Raw genomic sequence first — 17,918 nt, forward strand, 5'->3', positions numbered from 1 at the left:
ATGAGAGGCCACGATGGCGCAGCAGACATTCACCGGTCGCAAACGCGTACGCAAGTTTTTCGGTCACATCAAGGAAGTCGCCGAGATGCCGAACCTCATCGAGGTACAAAAGGCGTCCTATGACCAGTTCCTGATGGTCGACGAGCCGACCGGCGGTCGGCTCGACGAGGGCCTGCAGGCGGTGTTCCGCTCGGTGTTCCCGATCTCGGATTTCTCCGGCACCTCGATGCTCGAATTCGTCCGCTACGAGTTCGAGCAGCCGAAATATGACGTCGACGAGTGTCGCCAGCGCGGCATGACCTTCGCTGCGCCGCTCAAGGTGACGCTGCGCCTCATCGTGTTTGATATCGACGAGGAAACCGGCGCCAAGTCGGTGAAGGACATCAAGGAGCAGGACGTCTACATGGGCGATATCCCGCTCATGACGATGAACGGCACCTTCGTCGTCAACGGCACCGAGCGCGTCATCGTCTCGCAGATGCACCGTTCGCCGGGCGTGTTCTTCGACCACGACAAGGGCAAGACCCATTCGTCCGGCAAGCTGCTGTTTGCCGCGCGCGTGATTCCGTATCGCGGTTCCTGGCTCGACATCGAGTTCGACGCCAAGGACATCGTGTTCGCGCGCATCGACCGCCGCCGCAAGCTGCCCGTGACCTCGCTGATGTACGCGCTCGGTCTCGACGGCGAGCAGATCCTGTCGACCTTCTACAAGAAGATCACCTACAAGCGGACCAAGGACGGATGGCGCGTGCCGTTCGATGCCAACCGCTTCCGCGGCTATTCGACCGTCAACGACCTGATCGACGCCGACACCGGCAAGGTGGTGCTCGAGGCCGGCAAGAAGCTGACAGTGCGCCAGGCGCGCCAGCTTCAGGAGAAGGGCCTGAAGGCGCTGCGCATGTCGGACGAGGAACTCGTCGGCAACTATCTCGCCGAGGATCTCGTCAACCCGAAGACCGGTGAGATCTACGCCGAAGCCGGCGAGGAGATCACCGAGAAGTCGCTCAAGGTGCTGAACGAGCAGGGTTACAAGGACCTGCCGCTGCTCGACATCGACCACGTCAATGTCGGCGCCTACATCCGCAACACGCTGTCTGCCGACAAGAACATGACGCGCGAGGACGCGCTGTTCGACATCTACCGCGTGATGCGTCCGGGCGAGCCGCCGACGCTGGATTCGGCGCAGGCGATGTTCCAGTCGCTGTTCTTCGACGCCGAGCGCTACGACCTCTCCGCGGTCGGCCGCGTCAAGATGAACATGCGCCTCGAGCTCGATGCGCCCGATACCCATCGCACGCTGCGCAAGGAAGACATCCTGGCGGTCATCAAGACGCTGGTCGACCTGCGCGACGGCAAGGGCGAGATCGACGACATCGACCACCTCGGCAACCGCCGGGTGCGCTCGGTCGGCGAGCTCATGGAGAACCAGTACCGGATCGGCCTGCTCCGCATGGAGCGCGCGATCAAGGAGCGCATGTCGAGCGTCGATATCGACACCGTGATGCCGCAGGACCTGATCAACGCCAAGCCCGCGGCTGCCGCGGTGCGCGAGTTCTTCGGCTCATCGCAGCTGTCGCAGTTCATGGACCAGACCAACCCGCTGTCGGAAATCACCCACAAGCGGCGCCTGTCGGCGCTTGGCCCGGGCGGTCTGACCCGCGAGCGCGCCGGCTTCGAAGTCCGCGACGTGCATCCGACGCATTACGGCCGCATCTGCCCGATCGAGACGCCGGAAGGTCCGAACATCGGCCTGATCAACTCGCTGGCGACGTTCGCGCGCGTCAACAAGTACGGCTTCGTCGAGACGCCCTATCGCAAGATCAAGGACGGCCGGGTCACCGACGAGGTGATCTATCTGTCGGCGATGGAAGAGGGCCGCTACCGCGTCGCGCAGGCCAACGTGCCGCTCGATGCCAAGGGCCGCTTCACCGACGACCTCGTGGTCTGCCGTCACGCCGGCGAAGTGCTGCCGGTGACGCCGGACAAGGTCGACTACATGGACGTGTCGCCGAAGCAGCTGGTTTCGGTCGCCGCGGCGCTGATCCCGTTCCTCGAGAACGACGACGCCAACCGCGCGCTGATGGGCTCGAACATGCAGCGCCAGGCGGTGCCACTGGTCCGCGCCGAGGCGCCGTTCGTCGGCACCGGCATGGAAGGCGTGGTCGCCCGTGACTCGGGCGCGGCGATTGCCGCGCGCCGCTCGGGCGTGATCGACCAGATCGACGCCACCCGCGTCGTGATCCGCGCCACCGAGGATCTCGATCCGACCAAGTCGGGCGTCGATATCTACCGGCTGATGAAGTACCAGCGCTCCAACCAGTCGACCTGCATCAACCAGCGTCCGCTGGTGAAGGTCGGCGACATCGTCAAGAAGGGCGACATCATCGCCGACGGTCCGTCGACCGATCTCGGCGAGCTCGCGCTCGGCCGCAACGTGCTGGTCGCGTTCATGCCGTGGAACGGCTACAACTTCGAAGACTCGATCCTGCTCTCCGAGCGGATCGTGAAGGACGACGTCTTCACCTCGATTCACATCGAAGAGTTCGAGGTGATGGCCCGCGACACCAAGCTCGGTCCTGAGGAAATTACCCGCGACATTCCGAACGTCTCGGAAGAAGCGCTGAAGAACCTCGACGAAGCCGGTATCGTCTATATCGGTGCGGAAGTCCGCGCCGGCGACATCCTGGTCGGCAAGATCACGCCGAAGGGCGAGAGCCCGATGACGCCGGAAGAGAAGCTGCTGCGCGCCATCTTCGGCGAGAAGGCCTCCGACGTCCGCGACACCTCGCTGCGCGTGCCTCCGGGCGTGCAGGGCACCATCGTGGAAGTCCGCGTGTTCAACCGCCACGGCGTCGACAAGGACGAGCGTGCGCTGGCGATCGAGCGCGAGGAGATCGAGCGTCTCGCCAAGGACCGCGACGACGAGCAGGCGATCCTGGACCGCAACGTCTACAACCGCCTCGCCGAGCTGCTGGAGAACCGCCAGGGCATCGCCGGCCCGAAGGGCTTCAAGAAGGATACCAAGATCACCCGCGCGGTGCTCGACGAGTATCCGAAGTCGCAGTGGTGGCTGTTCGCCTCGCCGAACGACAAGCTGATGGCCGAGATCGAGGCCATGCGGAAGCAGTACGACGAGTCGAAGAAGGGCCTCGAGCAGCGCTTCCTCGACAAGGTCGAGAAGCTGCAGCGTGGCGACGAGCTGCCGCCCGGCGTGATGAAGATGGTCAAGGTCTTCGTCGCGGTGAAGCGCAAGATCCAGCCCGGCGACAAGATGGCCGGCCGTCACGGCAACAAGGGTGTGGTGTCGAAGATCGTGCCGATCGAGGACATGCCGTTCCTCGAGGACGGAACGCACGCCGACATCGTGCTCAATCCGCTCGGCGTGCCTTCGCGCATGAACGTCGGTCAGATCCTTGAGACCCATCTCGGTTGGGCCTGCGCCGGCCTCGGCAAGCGCATCGGGCAGACCATCGACGCCTATTATCACAAGCAGGATCTCAAGCCGCTGCGCGAGACCCTGAAGAAGATCTACGGCGAGGATGAAACCATCAAGTCGCTGAACGACAACGAGCTGGTCGAACTCGGCCGCAATCTGAGCCACGGCGTGCCGATCGCAACGCCGGTGTTCGACGGCGCCAAGGAAGCAGACATCGAGGAGATGCTGAAGCTCGCGGGCTTCGACGCCTCCGGCCAGTCGACCGTTTATGACGGCCGTACCGGTGATCAGTTCGATCGTAAGGTGACGATGGGCTACATCTACATGCTCAAGCTGCACCATCTCGTGGACGACAAGATCCACGCGCGTTCGATCGGTCCGTACTCGCTCGTCACCCAGCAGCCGCTGGGCGGCAAGGCGCAGTTCGGCGGCCAGCGCTTCGGCGAAATGGAGGTCTGGGCGCTGGAAGCCTACGGCGCCGCCTACACGCTGCAGGAGATGCTGACCGTGAAGTCGGACGACGTCGCCGGCCGTACCAAGGTGTACGAGGCGATCGTGCGCGGCGACGACACCTTCGAGGCCGGTATTCCGGAATCGTTCAACGTGCTGGTCAAGGAAATGCGCTCGCTCGGCCTCAACGTCGACCTGCACAATTCCAAGGTGGGACCGGCGTCGACGTCGGAAGCGGCCGAGTAACGCTGTGATCATGCCCGGCGCCAAACGCGCCGGGCCTCCGCACCCCGCTCGGACGTTGGGCGGGGCGCGCGCTGAATAAAAGTTTCGAATTTGCTGCCGGTGACGATCGGCACGCGAGGAGAAGACCATGAATCAAGAGATTATGAATCTTTTCAATCCGACGACCCCGGCCCAGGTCTTCGACCAGATCCGGATTTCGATCGCGTCTCCGGAGAAGATTCTGTCCTGGTCCTACGGCGAGATCAAGAAGCCGGAGACCATCAACTACCGCACCTTCAAGCCGGAGCGTGACGGCCTGTTCTGCGCGCGCATCTTCGGGCCGATCAAGGACTACGAATGCTTGTGCGGCAAGTACAAGCGGATGAAGTACAAGGGCATCATCTGCGAGAAGTGCTCGGTCGAGGTGACACTGTCGCGCGTCCGGCGCGAGCGCATGGGCCATATCGAGCTGGCGGCGCCGGTCGCCCACATCTGGTTCCTGAAGTCGCTGCCCTCGCGCATCGGCCTCCTGCTCGACATGACGCTGAAGGATCTCGAGCGGATCCTGTACTTCGAATACTACGTTGTGCTCGAGCCGGGTCTCACCGCGCTGAAGGACCGTCAGCTGCTGTCGGAAGACGAGTATCTGAAGGCGCAGGACGAGTACGGCCAGGATTCCTTCACCGCCATGATCGGCGCCGAGGCGATCCGCGAGCTGCTCAAGGGGCTCGAGCTCGAAAAGCTCGAGGCGACGCTGCGTGCCGACATGGCGGAGACCGACTCCGACATCAAGCACAAGAAGCTCGCCAAGCGTCTGAAGATCGTCGAGGCTTTCCGCGTTTCCGGCAACAAGCCGGAATGGATGATCATGACGGTCGTGCCGGTGATTCCGCCGGACCTGCGTCCGCTGGTGCCGCTCGACGGTGGCCGGTTTGCGACCTCGGACCTCAACGACCTGTACCGCCGCGTCATCAACCGCAACAACCGCCTGAAGCGGCTGATGGAGCTGCGTGCGCCCGACATCATCATCCGCAACGAAAAGCGCATGCTGCAGGAGGCCGTCGACGCACTGTTCGACAACGGCCGCCGCGGCCGCGTCATCACCGGCGCCAACAAGCGTCCGCTGAAGTCGCTCGCCGACATGCTGAAGGGCAAGCAGGGCCGGTTCCGCCAGAACCTGCTTGGCAAGCGCGTCGACTATTCGGGCCGTTCGGTGATCGTGGTCGGTCCCGAGCTGCGCCTGCATCAGTGCGGCCTGCCGAAGAAGATGGCGCTCGAGCTGTTCAAGCCGTTCATCTACTCGCGGCTCGACGCCAAGGGCCTGTCCACCACGGTGAAGCAGGCCAAGAAGCTGGTCGAGAAGGAGCGTCCGGAGGTCTGGGATATCCTCGACGAGGTGATCCGCGAGCATCCGGTGCTGCTCAACCGCGCGCCGACGCTGCATCGCCTGGGCATCCAGGCGTTCGAGCCGGTGCTGATCGAGGGCAAGGCGATCCAGCTGCATCCGCTGGTCTGCGCCGCCTTCAACGCCGACTTCGACGGCGACCAGATGGCCGTGCACGTTCCGCTGTCGCTCGAAGCGCAGCTGGAAGCGCGCGTCCTGATGATGTCGACCAACAACATCCTGCATCCGGCGAACGGCCAGCCGATCATCGTGCCGTCGCAGGACATCGTGCTCGGCCTCTACTACGTCTCGATCATGCGCGAAGGCCTGCCCGGCGAGGGCAAGATCTTCGGCGACATGGCCGAGCTCGAGCACGCCCTGCATTCGAAGGTCATCCACCTCCACACCAAGATCAAGTACCGGTGGGAAGGCCTCGACGAGGAAGGCAAGCACTCCAAGCGCTGGATCGAAACCACTGCGGGCCGCGTCATGCTCGGCAACCTGCTGCCGAAGAACCCGAAGATCTCGTACGACATCATCAACAAGCTGATGACCAAGCGCGAGATCTCCGGCGTGATCGATCAGGTCTACCGGCACTGCGGTCAGAAGGAGACGGTGATCTTCTGCGACCGAATCATGGCGCTCGGCTTCTACAACGCCTTCAAGGCGGGCATCTCGTTCGGCAAGGACGACATGGTCGTGCCGGCGTCGAAGTGGAAGATCGTCGATCAGACCCGTACGCTGGCGAAGGATTTCGAGCAGCAGTACAATGACGGCCTGATCACCCACGGCGAGAAGTACAACAAGGTCGTCGACGCCTGGTCGAAGGCCGGTGAAGAAGTCGCCAAGGCGATGATGAAGGAGATCTCGTCCACCAAGAAGACGGCGGCGGGCGCGGATGCCGACATCAACTCGATCTACATGATGGCGCACTCCGGTGCGCGTGGTTCGCCGGCCCAGATGCGCCAGCTCGCCGGCATGCGCGGCCTGATGGCCAAGCCGTCGGGCGAGATCATCGAGACGCCGATCATTTCCAACTTCAAGGAAGGTCTGTCGGTGCTCGAGTACTTCAACTCGACCCACGGCGCCCGCAAGGGCCTCGCGGACACCGCGTTGAAGACCGCGAACTCGGGTTACCTGACCCGCCGTCTGGTCGACGTAGCGCAGGACTGCATCATCACGCAGACCGACTGCGGCACCACGCTCGGCATCAAGATGCGCGCCATCGTCGACGCCGGCACCGTGGTCGCCTCGCTCGGCTCGCGCATCCTGGGCCGCGTGGCCTGCGATGACGTGCGCGATCCCGCCACCAACGAGGTCGTCATCAAGCGTGACACCTTGATGGAGGAGAGCCACGTCGACGCGATCCAGCAGGCCGGCATCCAGGAAGTGAAGATCCGCTCGGCGCTGACCTGCGAGCTGATCAACGGCATCTGCGCCAAGTGCTACGGCCGCGACCTGGCCCGCGGCACCCCGGTCAACCACGGTGAGGCCGTCGGCGTCATCGCGGCACAATCGATCGGTGAGCCCGGCACGCAGCTGACGATGCGCACGTTCCACATCGGCGGTGCCGCGCAGCTCAACGAGCAGTCGTTCGTCGAATCGAACTTCGACGGCAAGATCGTGATTAAGAACAAGGCGATCGCCCGCAACAGCGAAGGCAGCCTGATCGCTATGGTGCGCAACATGGTCGTTGCGATCGTCGATGCCGACGGCACCGAGCGTGCGACCCACCGTATTCAGTACGGTTCGAAGATGCACGTCGACGAAGGCGATATGGTCAAGCGCGGCCAGCGCATCGCCGAGTGGGATCCCTATACCCGCCCGGTGCTGAGCGAGGTCGAGGGCACGATCGGTTTCGAGGATCTGGTCGAGGGACAGTCGATCTCGGAAACGCTCGACGAGTCGACCGGTATCGCCAAGCGCGTGGTCATCGACTGGCGCACGACGCGCGGCGGTTCGGACCTGCGTCCGGCCATCGTGGTCAAGGGCAAGGACGGCAAGGTGATGAAGCTCGCGCGTGGCGGCGATGCCCGCTACATGCTGTCGGTCGACGCCATTCTGTCGGTCGACACCGGCGGGAAGGTGATGCCGGGCGACATCCTGGCGCGTATCTCGACCGAGAGCGCCAAGACGCGTGACATCACCGGCGGTCTGCCGCGGGTGGCGGAACTGTTCGAGGCTCGCAAGCCGAAGGATGCGGCGATCATCGCGGAGACCGCGGGAACGATCCGCTTCGGCCGCGACTACAAGAACAAGCGCCGCATCTCGATCGAGCCGATGGACAAGACCGAGGAGCCGCGTGAGTACCTGATCCCGAAGGGCAAGCACATCCACCTTCAGGACGGCGACATCGTCGAAAAGGGCGATTTCATCGTCGAAGGCAATCCGGCGCCGCACGACATCCTGGCGATCAAGGGCATCGAGGAGCTCGCTGCCTATCTGGTCAACGAAATCCAGGAGGTCTACCGGTTGCAGGGCGTGCTCATCAACGACAAGCACATCGAGGTGATTGTCCGTCAGATGCTGCAGAAGGTCGAGGTCACCGATCAGGGCGACACCGACATGATCTCGGGCGAGCAGGTCGACAAGATCGAGTTCGACGCGCTCAACACCAAGGCCAAGGAGGAGGGCAAGAAGCCCGCCACGGGTACGCCGGTTCTGCTCGGCATCACCAAGGCGAGCCTGCAGACCCGCTCCTTCTTCTCGGCGGCGTCGTTCCAGGAGACCACGCGCGTGCTCACCGAAGCTGCCGTCAACGGCAAGGTGGACCCGCTCGAGGGCCTCAAGGAGAACGTCATTGTCGGCCGCCTGATCCCGGCCGGCACCGGCGCCTCGATGGCGCGGATCCGCGAGGTCGCGGTCAAGCGCGACAAGCTGATCCTCGACGAGCGCGAGAAGCAGCAGGCGGCGATCGTGCCGACGGCTCCGGAAGCGGAGCCGCTGGCGCTGCCGCCCGCCGAATAGGCATCCGCAAGACTACGGGTATGGCGAGAAGGCCGGCGTTTAGCCGGCCTTTTTGCTGCTTTCTTTGCTTGCTGCGGTGCAGGGACGCAATTTGTTCATCTTTCCTTCAGGCAAAAAAGTGCCTTTGCTAGGGTGACTTAGACCGGCTGTTTGGCTCGCGCCGGAGACGACGGAATCCATATGCTCGACTTGGCTATCGTAGGCGGCGGCCCCGGGGGGCTGATGAGCGCCTGGTATTTGAAGCGCAAACTCGGCGACCTCTGCCGCGTTACCATCTTCGAGGCGTCGAACCGCCTTGGCGGCAAGATCGTCACGCGCAAATTCGACACCGCGCCCGCGATGTATGAGGCCGGCGTCGCCGAGATCTATGATTACTCGATGACGGGGCCGGACCCGCTGCGCGAGCTGATCCAGCATTTCGGCCTGCAGACGATCCCGATGGACGCCGAGCAGGTGCAGCTCGACGGCGAGTTGCTTGCCGACGTTCCCGGCATGCGCCGCAAATACGGGGCGAAGACCGCGGCCGCGATCGAGGCGTTCCGCAAGCGCTGCAGCGACCTGGTGTCGCCGATCGAATATTACGAGGGCGTCGGCGCCCACGACAACGAACACCCGTGGGCCTACAAGACCGCCGAGCAGGTCCTCGACGAGGAGGTCGAGGACGCGACCGCCAAGCGTTTCTTCAAGGTGATGGCGCGTTCCGACATCGCGACCGAGAGCCACAACACCAACGGCCTCAACGCGCTGAAGAACTACGTGATGGACGTCGACGGCTATATCGGCCTGTATTCGATCCAGAACGGCAACGAGCAGCTGATCGATTGTCTGCGCTCGGAAGTCAGCGCCGACATCCAGCTCAACCATCGTGTGCTCAAGGTCGGCAAGACCGCTGGCGGCCGCTACCAGCTCAACATGATGAACGGCAAGGGGCCGGAGACGCGCGACTTCGATCTCGTGCTGGTCTGCCTGCCGCACTCCTGGCTCGCGACCATGCGCTGGGACGGCGAACAGCTGCGCAAGTCGATGGTCAAGCACGTCGCCTATTTCGACCGGCCCGCGCATTATCTGCGGGTCTCGATCCTGTTCGACGAGCCGTTCTGGGGCGAGAAGATCCCGGGCGCCTGGTTCATGTCGGAAGCGTTCGGCGGCTGCTGCGTCTACAACGAGGGCGCGCGTCACGATGTCGGCAAGCACGGCGTGCTGAACTGGCTGATCGCAGGCTCGGATGCGCTGGCCTTCGCCAATCTCAGCGATCAGGAGCTGATCGATGCCGCGTTGAAGTCGCTGCCTGCCTCGCTCGGCGATGCGCGCGAGCATTTCCTGGAAGGCAAGATCCATCGCTGGCTGTCGTCGGTCAACGCGCTGCCGGGCGGCCTGCCGGTGCGCGACGTCATGACCAACCACCGGCCCGAGCCGAAGGAGCATCCCGGCATCGTGGTGGTCGGCGACTATCTGTTCGATTCGACGCTGAACGGACTGCTCGATTCCTCCGATGCCGCGACCGACATCATTGTCACCGAGATGATGCGGCTGCGCCGTAGCCGCGCGCAGGACGAGAGCTCGCTGTCCGACAAGATCGACCGCAGCTATTTCGACGATTATCGCGGCGTCGGCCCTTACAGCGAGGTCTGGCGCAACTTCACCGACCCCGCCTATCTGACGGACCTGATCAAGACGGTTTGGGGCAGGGCGAAGGGCTACAAGCTGCTGATCGCCGGCTCCGCCAGCGGCGAACTGGTCGGCGCGCTGCGCGAACGTGGCATCGATGCCTGGGGCATCGAGAACAACCGCTACATCCACGGCAAGACGCCGAAGGCGCTCAAGAAGTACAACAAGCTCGGCTCGATCGCCGACATGCCGTTCAAGGCCAACGAGTTCGACTTCGTGTTCGAGACCTCGCTGTGCCATCTCGGCGAGAAGCAGGTGGTGCGCGGGGTGCGCGAGCTCAACCGCGTGGTCAAGACCGGCGTCGTGTTCGCGTCGGTGACTTCCGACATGGCGGCGGCAGTGATCGATCGCTACGACCTGCTGCGCGGGGTGAAGAAGCTCGGCACCTGGTGGGAGTGGTCGGAATTGTTCTTCGGCAACGGCTTCGATCTGTCGATGCACCGCCGCGACTGCACCGATGCGCTGTGGACATTGACGCTGGCCGCCAACAAGGGGCCAGGGCAGTGGTACGCCGACTCCGACAGCCTGCGCTATTCCTTCTTCGACAAGGTCGAAGCCGACCTCGACGACTAGCGGGACCGACCGGAAGCTTTTGCCGCGAGCCGACCGGCCTCGTGTCAACCAGCTGTCAAACGGCGGCAATGCTTTGCTCCGCGAATCCGCGCGAGCGCGCCGCGGCGCGTCGGCCGTTCCAAACGCTTTGCCGAATTCGTCGTGATCGCATAGGATTACGGGCGCAGTGTTATCAGCTGCGGTTTCGATTTGCGGTCATGCCGGCCGTGGAGCATCGGTTGGTTTCATGGCGCCAAGACCTCCTGCATCAGACGATCCGACGAGAGCGGCGGCCGACGATCCCGAGCTGAAGAAGAAGCCCGCGTCCGGTCCGCCCGCGGCGGCCGCCTCCACGAAGCCGTCCGCGGCGCCGGCTGACGACGAAGAGGAAGACGACGCGGACGACGAGTTCGAGCTCGATGACGACGATGATGACGAGGACCTCGTCGTCTTCACCGCCAAGGAAGCCGCCGGCGCGCTCTCCACGATCTTTGGCTTCGTCAGGCCGATCCTGGCGAACTACAGGAAGCCGTTCGCCTGCGTCGCCTTCGGCGTGCTGGTCGAGACGTTGTTCAACGTCATCATGCCGCTCAGCCTGAAATTCCTGATCGACGACGCGCTCGGCGAGGAGGATTTCGGGGCCCTCTACAAGATCCTCGGCGTGCTCGCGGTTGCCGGCATCGTCACCTCGATCATCGCGGTCTGGTACGAGCGCTGGGATGCGCGGCTGGGCGCCGGCATCATCGCCGACGTGCGGACGCGGCTGTTCGACCATGTCCAGAACCTGCCGTCGGCCTATTTCGCGCGCACCAAGCGCGGCGAGATCCTGTCGCGCTTCTCGATCGATCTGTCGGCGTTCGAGGGCTCGGTCAAGACCTTCGCCAACAGCGCGGCGCTGCCGGGCCTCGAGCTGGTCGCGGGCATCATCCTGATGCTGTTCCTGAACTGGCAGCTTGCCGTGGTCGCCTTGCTGGTGTTTCCGATCACCCTGATCGGGCCGCGCATCCTGACGCCGAAGGCGGTGCAGGCCAATTACGAGCAGAAGCAGAACGAGGCCGCGCTGCTCGGAACCGTGCAGGAGAACGTCGCCGCGCAGGCGGTGGTGAAGGCGTTCAATCTGCAGCGCCGGGCGCTCGGCTGGTTCACGATGCGCAACCGCGACGTCCGGGCCAAGGCCGCGTCAGCCATGTTCCTGTCGACCATGGTGGAGCGCACCGTCACCATCGCGGTGCTGCTGCTCCACCTCGTGGTGCTGGCGATCGGCGCCTATCTCGCCACCAAGGGGCAGATCACCGTCGGCACCTTCGTGACCTTCGAGAGTGCGTTCTGGGAGGTGTCGTACAACATCGCCCATCTGATGCATTTCATCCCGGTGTCGATCCAGTCGGCGGCGGCGGTGCGGCACATCCAGGAACTGCTCGACGAGCCGACCCGCGGCGCCGACCGTCCCGGCGCGCCGGATCTGCCGCGCATCACCAACGACATCTCCTTCGATCGCGTCACCTTCCAGTATGAGGGGGCACAGACGCCGGTGCTCGACAATCTCAGCCTCAAGCTCAATGCCGGCAAGAGCATTGCGATCGTCGGTCCCAGCGGCTCGGGCAAGAGCACGCTGATCAACCTGATCCTGCGGCTCTACGTGCCGGACGAGGGCCGCGTCGCCGTTGACGGCGTCGATATCCGCCGGGTGACGCGCGAGTCGCTGCGGGCCAACATGGCGGTCGTGTTCCAGGAGAACATGCTGTTCAACATGTCGATCCGCGAGAACATCCGGCTCGGCAAGGAAGGCGCGACCGACGCGGAGGTCGAGGACGCTGCCCGCAAGGCCGAGATCCATCGCTACATCATGAGCCTGCCGCAGCGCTACGACACGCCGGTCGGCGAGCGCGGCGATACCTTGTCGGGCGGCCAGCGCCAGCGCATCGCGATCGCGCGCGCGATCATCCGTAACCCGTCCGTGCTGCTGCTCGACGAGGCGACTTCGGCGCTCGACCAGACCACGGAGGCTGCGATCAATCGCACGCTGCTCAAGGTCGCCGAGGGCCGCACCATGATCTGGTCGACGCATCGCCTGACTTCGGTGGTCGAGATGGACGAGATCATCGTGATCTCCGGCGGCAGGGCGATCGAACGCGGCTCGCACGAGGAGCTGCTGGCCCGCAATGGCGTCTATCGCAAGCTGTGGGACGACCAGGGACATCTGAATCACGACGAGGACGCCGACGACGCGGATGATGACGATGATGACGATGATGAAGATGAGGACGAAGACGAGGATGAGGAGGCGTGAGGCCCGCGTCGCGGGCGATGGTCGAGCGCCAGATTTTTCGTTACGCCCGGTCCGCGGCGTGCGGACGTTGCCGGAAGTGGTTGGCCGGCTGCGTCGTTGACGCCGCCGCCGCAGGGTTGTGCAGCCGGCGCAGCCAGCCGCGGCCGAGATAGCCGAAAAAGCGCGCCCAGCGCTGGGCCTGCCACGTGGGCCCGCTGCCGACCGACACCTCGCGGAAGCTGAATGCCTTGGCGTTCGACCAGGCGTCGCAGGCGGTCTTGACCGGATCGTCGTAGAACGCGGTGATCTTCTCCTCGCCCATGCCGTCGGTCGACAGCCAGGCCGGGATGTAGACGTTGCAGAGCTGGGCGACGTCGGTGAACACCTTGTCGGTACCGGTGCCGGTGACGGGGCAGGTGCTGGCGAAGGCATCACCGACCAGCACCACGCCGGCCTGCCGATAGCCGGTGCTGACAAAGATGTCGGCGGGCCTGATCTTGATATCGCCGGCGATGTCGAACTCGCCGGTGAGCCGGCGCAGCCGCGGCAGCGCGGCGTTCAGCGTCTCCACCGGATTGCGCCGCATCGCCCGCAGCCAGGGATCGTCGGCCTTGCGATAGGTGAAGAGGTTGGCGCGCATCCGGTTTCCGATCGGAAACAGCGTGATGTAGGGGATGCGATCGCTCGGCCGCTCCGAGAAGTAGGTCATGGCCGCGAACGGGAAGGCGGGGCGGCCGACGGGGACGAAATCGAAGCCGAGCGAGATCGAGTGGCAGAAGCTCGTGACCAGCCGCTCGATGCCGAGCATCCGGCGCAACCCGACGTTCAGGCCGTTGGCAAGCACCACAAGGCGCGCCGAGATCTCCTCGCCATTGGCAAGCACGAGCCGCTGCCGCTCGGAACTGGTCGCGACATTGATCACCTTGTCGCAGATGAATTCCGCCGGCCCGGCGATTTCGTTCCGAATCGCCGCAATCAGCGCGTCGTACATGATGCCGTATTGCCGGCTCGGCTGCCGGTCGAGCAACCGGCCGAATCGCGCGATCCAGTTCTCGCCGTCCAGCGTCGCCGAGCGGAGCACCGACTCGGCGAGGCCGGTCCTGGCGAATCGCTCGAGCTGGAGGTCGCCGCCGATCTTTTCGACACGGAAATCGAACGGGTAGACCCGGTGGGGGTCGATCAGGATCGTCGGTATCCCGGCACGGCCGAGCATGGCGGTTGCGGTCGAGCCCGCAAGACCGCCGCCGATGATCGCGATGTCGGTGTACCGCATGAGAATTCCGTGGCTGTGACCCCGATTTTTGCGCTGCGAATGGCAAATAAAGGCTTAGTTTCGAAGTTTGCCTTCGGGACTAACTTGGGGAGAGTTGTTTCTATTCATATTTTACCCGGATGTAATATGATTCCGCACGCGTCCGAAGATTCGGATGAAGTGCGCGGGGAGGTCGGTCGGCCGTCACATTTCGCCTTGCGCCGAACCTCGGTGAAATGCGAAATCCGCAAGTGCCAGAGGCGTTTCTTCGCTTGTCGTTTTGCTTGACTTCACTATCTCTCGATTATACAAGGCGCCCACTTAACGACAGGCGGTGAGCTACGCCAGCGTCGGAACGGAACACCCGAAGGTCCTTTTTGAGGAGCCGGACGGGCACCAACCTCGACGAATGCCGCTCAAACGCTGTCGATGATAGCTAGGCAATGCCAGGACGATATTAGTTCTCTTGAGCACGTCCTCTTGAGAGTGAATTCGGATGCATGACCTCGGTGGCGGACCGAACAGCGAACGCTGAACGGTTCGGGATCGCGGTCCTCTGTGGCGTCGATGCGCTTTCCGCTCAGCGATGAGTGGTTGGCGCGATTTCGCTTTGCGCGGTTGTTTGTTCCGTGTCGAGCGGGCCGTGCGGGACGGCTAGTCCTGAGAAGAAATTTGCGGAGCCATTCAAGGTTTTCGCGCGAACTAAAGGGTGAAGGCTGCATGCCGACGATCAACCAGCTGATCGCAAATCCGCGTGAAGTGCAGAAGTCGCGTAAGAAGGTGCCGGCGCTGCAGCAGTCGCCGCAGAAGCGCGGCGTGTGCACGCGCGTCTACACCACGACCCCGAAGAAGCCGAACTCGGCGCTTCGTAAGGTCGCCAAGGTGCGCCTGACCAACGGCTTCGAGGTGATCGGCTACATCCCGGGTGAGGGCCATAACCTGCAGGAGCACTCGGTGGTCATGATCCGCGGCGGCCGCGTCAAGGACTTGCCCGGTGTGCGCTACCACATCCTCCGCGGCGTGCTGGATACCCAGGGCGTCAAGAACCGTAAGCAGCGTCGTTCGAAGTACGGCGCGAAGCGTCCGAAGTAAGCGGGAACCGATCAGATGTCGCGTCGCCATTCTGCCGAGAAGCGTGAAGTTCTTCCGGATCCGAAGTTCGGGAACATCATCATTACGAAGTTCATGAACTCGGTGATGTACGCCGGGAAGAAGTCGGTTGCCGAAAACATCGTCTACGGTGCGCTCGGCATGATCGAGGCCAAGACCAAGCAGAACCCGCTCGGCGTGTTCGAGCAGGCGCTCGAGAACGTGATGCCGACCATCGAGGTTCGTTCCCGCCGCGTCGGCGGCGCGACCTACCAGGTTCCGGTCGAAGTCCGTTCGGTGCGCCGTCAGGCGCTCGGCATCCGCTGGCTGATCTCGGCCGCTCGCGAGCGCAACGAGAAGACCATGACGGAGCGTCTCTCGGCTGAGCTGCTCGACGCCTCGAACAATCGCGGCAACGCCGTCAAGAAGCGGGAAGACGTGCACCGGATGGCGGAAGCCAACCGCGCGTTCTCGCACTATCGCTGGTAAGGCGAACAACGGAATTTAAGGAACAGTCTCATGCCCCGCCAACATGCCATCGAGGACTACCGCAACTTCGGTATCATGGCGCATATCGACGCCGGCAAGACCACGACCACCGAACGCATCCTGTATTACACCGGCAAGAGCCACAAGATCGGCGAAGTGCACGAGGGTGCCGCGACGATGGACTGGATGGAGCAGGAGCAGGAGCGTGGCATCACGATCACCTCGGCTGCGACCACCGCGTTCTGGAACGGCAAGCGCCTGAACATCATCGACACCCCCGGCCACGTCGACTTCACCATCGAGGTCGAGCGTTCGCTGCGCGTGCTCGACGGCGCCGTTTGCGTCCTCGACTCCAACCAGGGCGTCGAGCCGCAGACCGAGACCGTCTGGCGCCAGGGCGACAAGTACAAGGTTCCGCGCATCGTCTTCGCCAACAAGATGGACAAGACCGGCGCCGACTTCTTCAAGTGCCTGTCCGACATCGTCGACCGCCTCGGCGCCAAGCCGATCGCGATCCAGCTGCCGATCGGTGCCGAGAACAACTTCAAGGGTCTCGTCGACCTCGTGAAGATGAAGGGCGTCATCTGGAACGATGAATCGCTCGGCGCCAAGTTCGACTATGTCGACATTCCGGAAGATCTGGTCGAGCAGGCCAAGGAGTATCGCGAGAAGATGGTGGAAGCCGCCGTCGAGCTCGACGACGACGCTTTGGCTGCCTTCCTCGACGGCAAGGAGCCGGACGAGGCGACCCTGAAGCGCCTGATCCGCAAGGCCGTGCTGACCGGCGCGTTCTATCCGGTGCTGTGCGGCTCCGCGTTCAAGAACAAGGGCGTGCAGCCGCTGCTCGACGCCGTCGTCGACTATCTGCCGTCGCCGATCGACGTGCCCGCGATCAAGGGTACCGACGATGACGGCAACGAAGTCGTGCGCAAGGCGGACGACAAGGAGCCGCTGGCGCTGCTCGCGTTCAAGATCATGGACGACCCGTTCGTCGGCACCATCACCTTCTGCCGCATCTACTCCGGCATCCTGCAGTCGGGCACCGGCGTGGTGAACTCGACCCGCGAGAAGAAAGAGCGTATCGGCCGCATGCTGCTGATGCATGCGAACAACCGCGAAGACATCAAGGAAGCCTATGCCGGCGACATCGTCGCGCTGGCCGGCCTGAAGGAAGCGCGCACCGGTGACACGCTGTGCGATCCCGACAAGCCGGTGATCCTCGAGAAGATGGAATTCCCGGAGCCGGTGATCGAGATCGCGATCGAGCCGAAGTCGAAGGCCGACCAGGAAAAGCTCGGCGTGGCGCTTGCCAAGCTCGCCGCGGAAGATCCGTCGTTCCGCGTGTCGACCGACCAGGAGTCCGGCCAGACCATTCTCAAGGGTATGGGCGAACTGCATCTCGACATCAAGGTCGACATTCTCAAGCGCACCTACAAGGTCGACGCCAACATCGGCGCGCCGCAGGTGGCGTTCCGCGAACGCGTGACCAAGAAGGCCGAAGTCAAGTACACCCACAAGAAGCAGACCGGCGGTACCGGTCAGTTCGCCGAAGTGTCGATCGTCGTCGAGCCGAACGAGCCCGGCAAGGGCTATGAGTTCGAGTCGAAGATCGTCGGCGGTGCGGTGCCGAAGGAATACATCCCCGGCGTCGAAAAGGGCCTCAACAGCGTGATGGGCTCCGGTGTCGTTGCCGGCTTCCCGGTCGTGGACGTCAAGGTGCAGCTGGTCGACGGCAAGTATCACGACGTCGACTCGTCGGCACTGGCGTTCGAAATCGCATCGCGGGCTGCGTTCCGCGAAGCGTTGACGAAGGGCAAGTCCGTTCTGCTCGAGCCGATCATGAAGGTCGAGGTGGTGACCCCGGAAGACTACACCGGTTCGGTCATCGGCGACCTGAATTCCCGGCGTGGCCAGATCCAGGGCCAAGACATGCGCGGCAACGCCAACGTCATCAACGCGATGGTGCCGCTCATGAACATGTTCGGTTACGTGAACAACCTGCGCTCGATGAGCCAGGGTCGCGCGACCTTCACCATGCAGTTCGATCACTACGCCGAAGCTCCGGCGAACGTGTCGGCTGAAGTCCAGAAGAAGTTTGCCTGATTGTCGTTGATGGCAGTCAACGATTGAACGGAGA

Annotated in this window: 8 protein-coding genes; 7 read left to right on the top strand and 1 reads right to left on the bottom strand. The window is 63.6% G+C overall.

The annotated features are described in order from the left end of the window. Positions 1–13: 13 nt before the first annotated feature. From rpoB to J2R78_RS32855, 4 genes are all read left to right on the top strand, one after another. Positions 14–4,132: a DNA-directed RNA polymerase subunit beta gene (rpoB, locus tag J2R78_RS32840; protein ID WP_057019553.1), complete on the top strand. Its 4,119-nt coding sequence runs from the start codon at positions 14–16 to the stop codon at positions 4,130–4,132. A 127-nt stretch (positions 4,133–4,259) separates the two neighbouring features. After that, positions 4,260–8,462, top strand: coding sequence for a DNA-directed RNA polymerase subunit beta' (gene rpoC / locus J2R78_RS32845; RefSeq protein WP_057019552.1), 4,203 nt, complete (start codon positions 4,260–4,262; stop codon positions 8,460–8,462). A 180-nt stretch (positions 8,463–8,642) separates the two neighbouring features. After that, positions 8,643–10,703 carry an FAD-dependent oxidoreductase gene (locus J2R78_RS32850; RefSeq protein WP_253608213.1) on the top strand — a complete coding sequence of 687 codons (2,061 nt, stop codon included), beginning with the start codon at positions 8,643–8,645 and terminating at the stop codon, positions 10,701–10,703. Between the two features lie 226 nt (positions 10,704–10,929). Beyond that, complete coding sequence (locus J2R78_RS32855) at positions 10,930–12,972, top strand: ABC transporter ATP-binding protein (protein ID WP_057019550.1); 2,043 nt, start codon at positions 10,930–10,932, stop codon at positions 12,970–12,972. Between the two features lie 40 nt (positions 12,973–13,012). On the opposite strand, the gene J2R78_RS32860 is transcribed toward J2R78_RS32855, so the two are convergent. Then, positions 13,013–14,224 carry an NAD(P)/FAD-dependent oxidoreductase gene (locus tag J2R78_RS32860; protein ID WP_253608214.1) on the bottom strand — a complete coding sequence of 404 codons (1,212 nt, stop codon included), beginning with the start codon at positions 14,222–14,224 and terminating at the stop codon, positions 13,013–13,015. Positions 14,225–14,923: 699 nt separating this feature from the next. On the opposite strand from J2R78_RS32860, the gene rpsL reads away from it, so the two are divergent. From rpsL to fusA, 3 genes are read left to right on the top strand one after another with little or no spacing between them, the layout of a single operon-like run. Beyond that, the gene (gene rpsL / locus J2R78_RS32865) at positions 14,924–15,295 is read left to right on the top strand and encodes a 30S ribosomal protein S12 (protein ID WP_006611834.1); all 372 of its coding nucleotides are present in this window, start codon (positions 14,924–14,926) and stop codon (positions 15,293–15,295) included. A 15-nt stretch (positions 15,296–15,310) separates the two neighbouring features. Next, positions 15,311–15,781, top strand: a complete 471-nt coding sequence (gene rpsG / locus J2R78_RS32870) for a 30S ribosomal protein S7 (protein WP_016843741.1) — start codon at positions 15,311–15,313, stop codon at positions 15,779–15,781. A 30-nt stretch (positions 15,782–15,811) separates the two neighbouring features. Continuing rightward, positions 15,812–17,884, top strand: coding sequence for an elongation factor G (fusA, locus tag J2R78_RS32875; protein WP_092082422.1), 2,073 nt, complete (start codon positions 15,812–15,814; stop codon positions 17,882–17,884). Positions 17,885–17,918: the final 34 nt, after the last annotated feature.

It is taken from the genome of Bradyrhizobium sp. USDA 4538, from assembly GCF_024171045.1.
In the GTDB taxonomy this organism is placed as follows: Bacteria; Pseudomonadota; Alphaproteobacteria; order Rhizobiales; family Xanthobacteraceae; genus Bradyrhizobium; species Bradyrhizobium australafricanum.

Bases quoted from the DNA above. Each gene is read 5' to 3' on its own strand.
- rpsG (WP_016843741.1), top strand. From the start codon at position 15,311: ATGTCGCGTCGCCATTCTGCCGAGAAGCGTGAAGTTCTTCCGGATCCG.
- J2R78_RS32855 (WP_057019550.1), top strand. From the start codon at position 10,930: ATGGCGCCAAGACCTCCTGCATCAGACGATCCGACGAGAGCGGCGGCC.
- J2R78_RS32860 (WP_253608214.1), bottom strand. From the start codon at position 14,224: ATGCGGTACACCGACATCGCGATCATCGGCGGCGGTCTTGCGGGCTCG.
- rpoB (WP_057019553.1), top strand. From the start codon at position 14: ATGGCGCAGCAGACATTCACCGGTCGCAAACGCGTACGCAAGTTTTTC.
- J2R78_RS32850 (WP_253608213.1), top strand. From the start codon at position 8,643: ATGCTCGACTTGGCTATCGTAGGCGGCGGCCCCGGGGGGCTGATGAGC.
- rpoC (WP_057019552.1), top strand. From the start codon at position 4,260: ATGAATCAAGAGATTATGAATCTTTTCAATCCGACGACCCCGGCCCAG.
- fusA (WP_092082422.1), top strand. From the start codon at position 15,812: ATGCCCCGCCAACATGCCATCGAGGACTACCGCAACTTCGGTATCATG.
- rpsL (WP_006611834.1), top strand. From the start codon at position 14,924: ATGCCGACGATCAACCAGCTGATCGCAAATCCGCGTGAAGTGCAGAAG.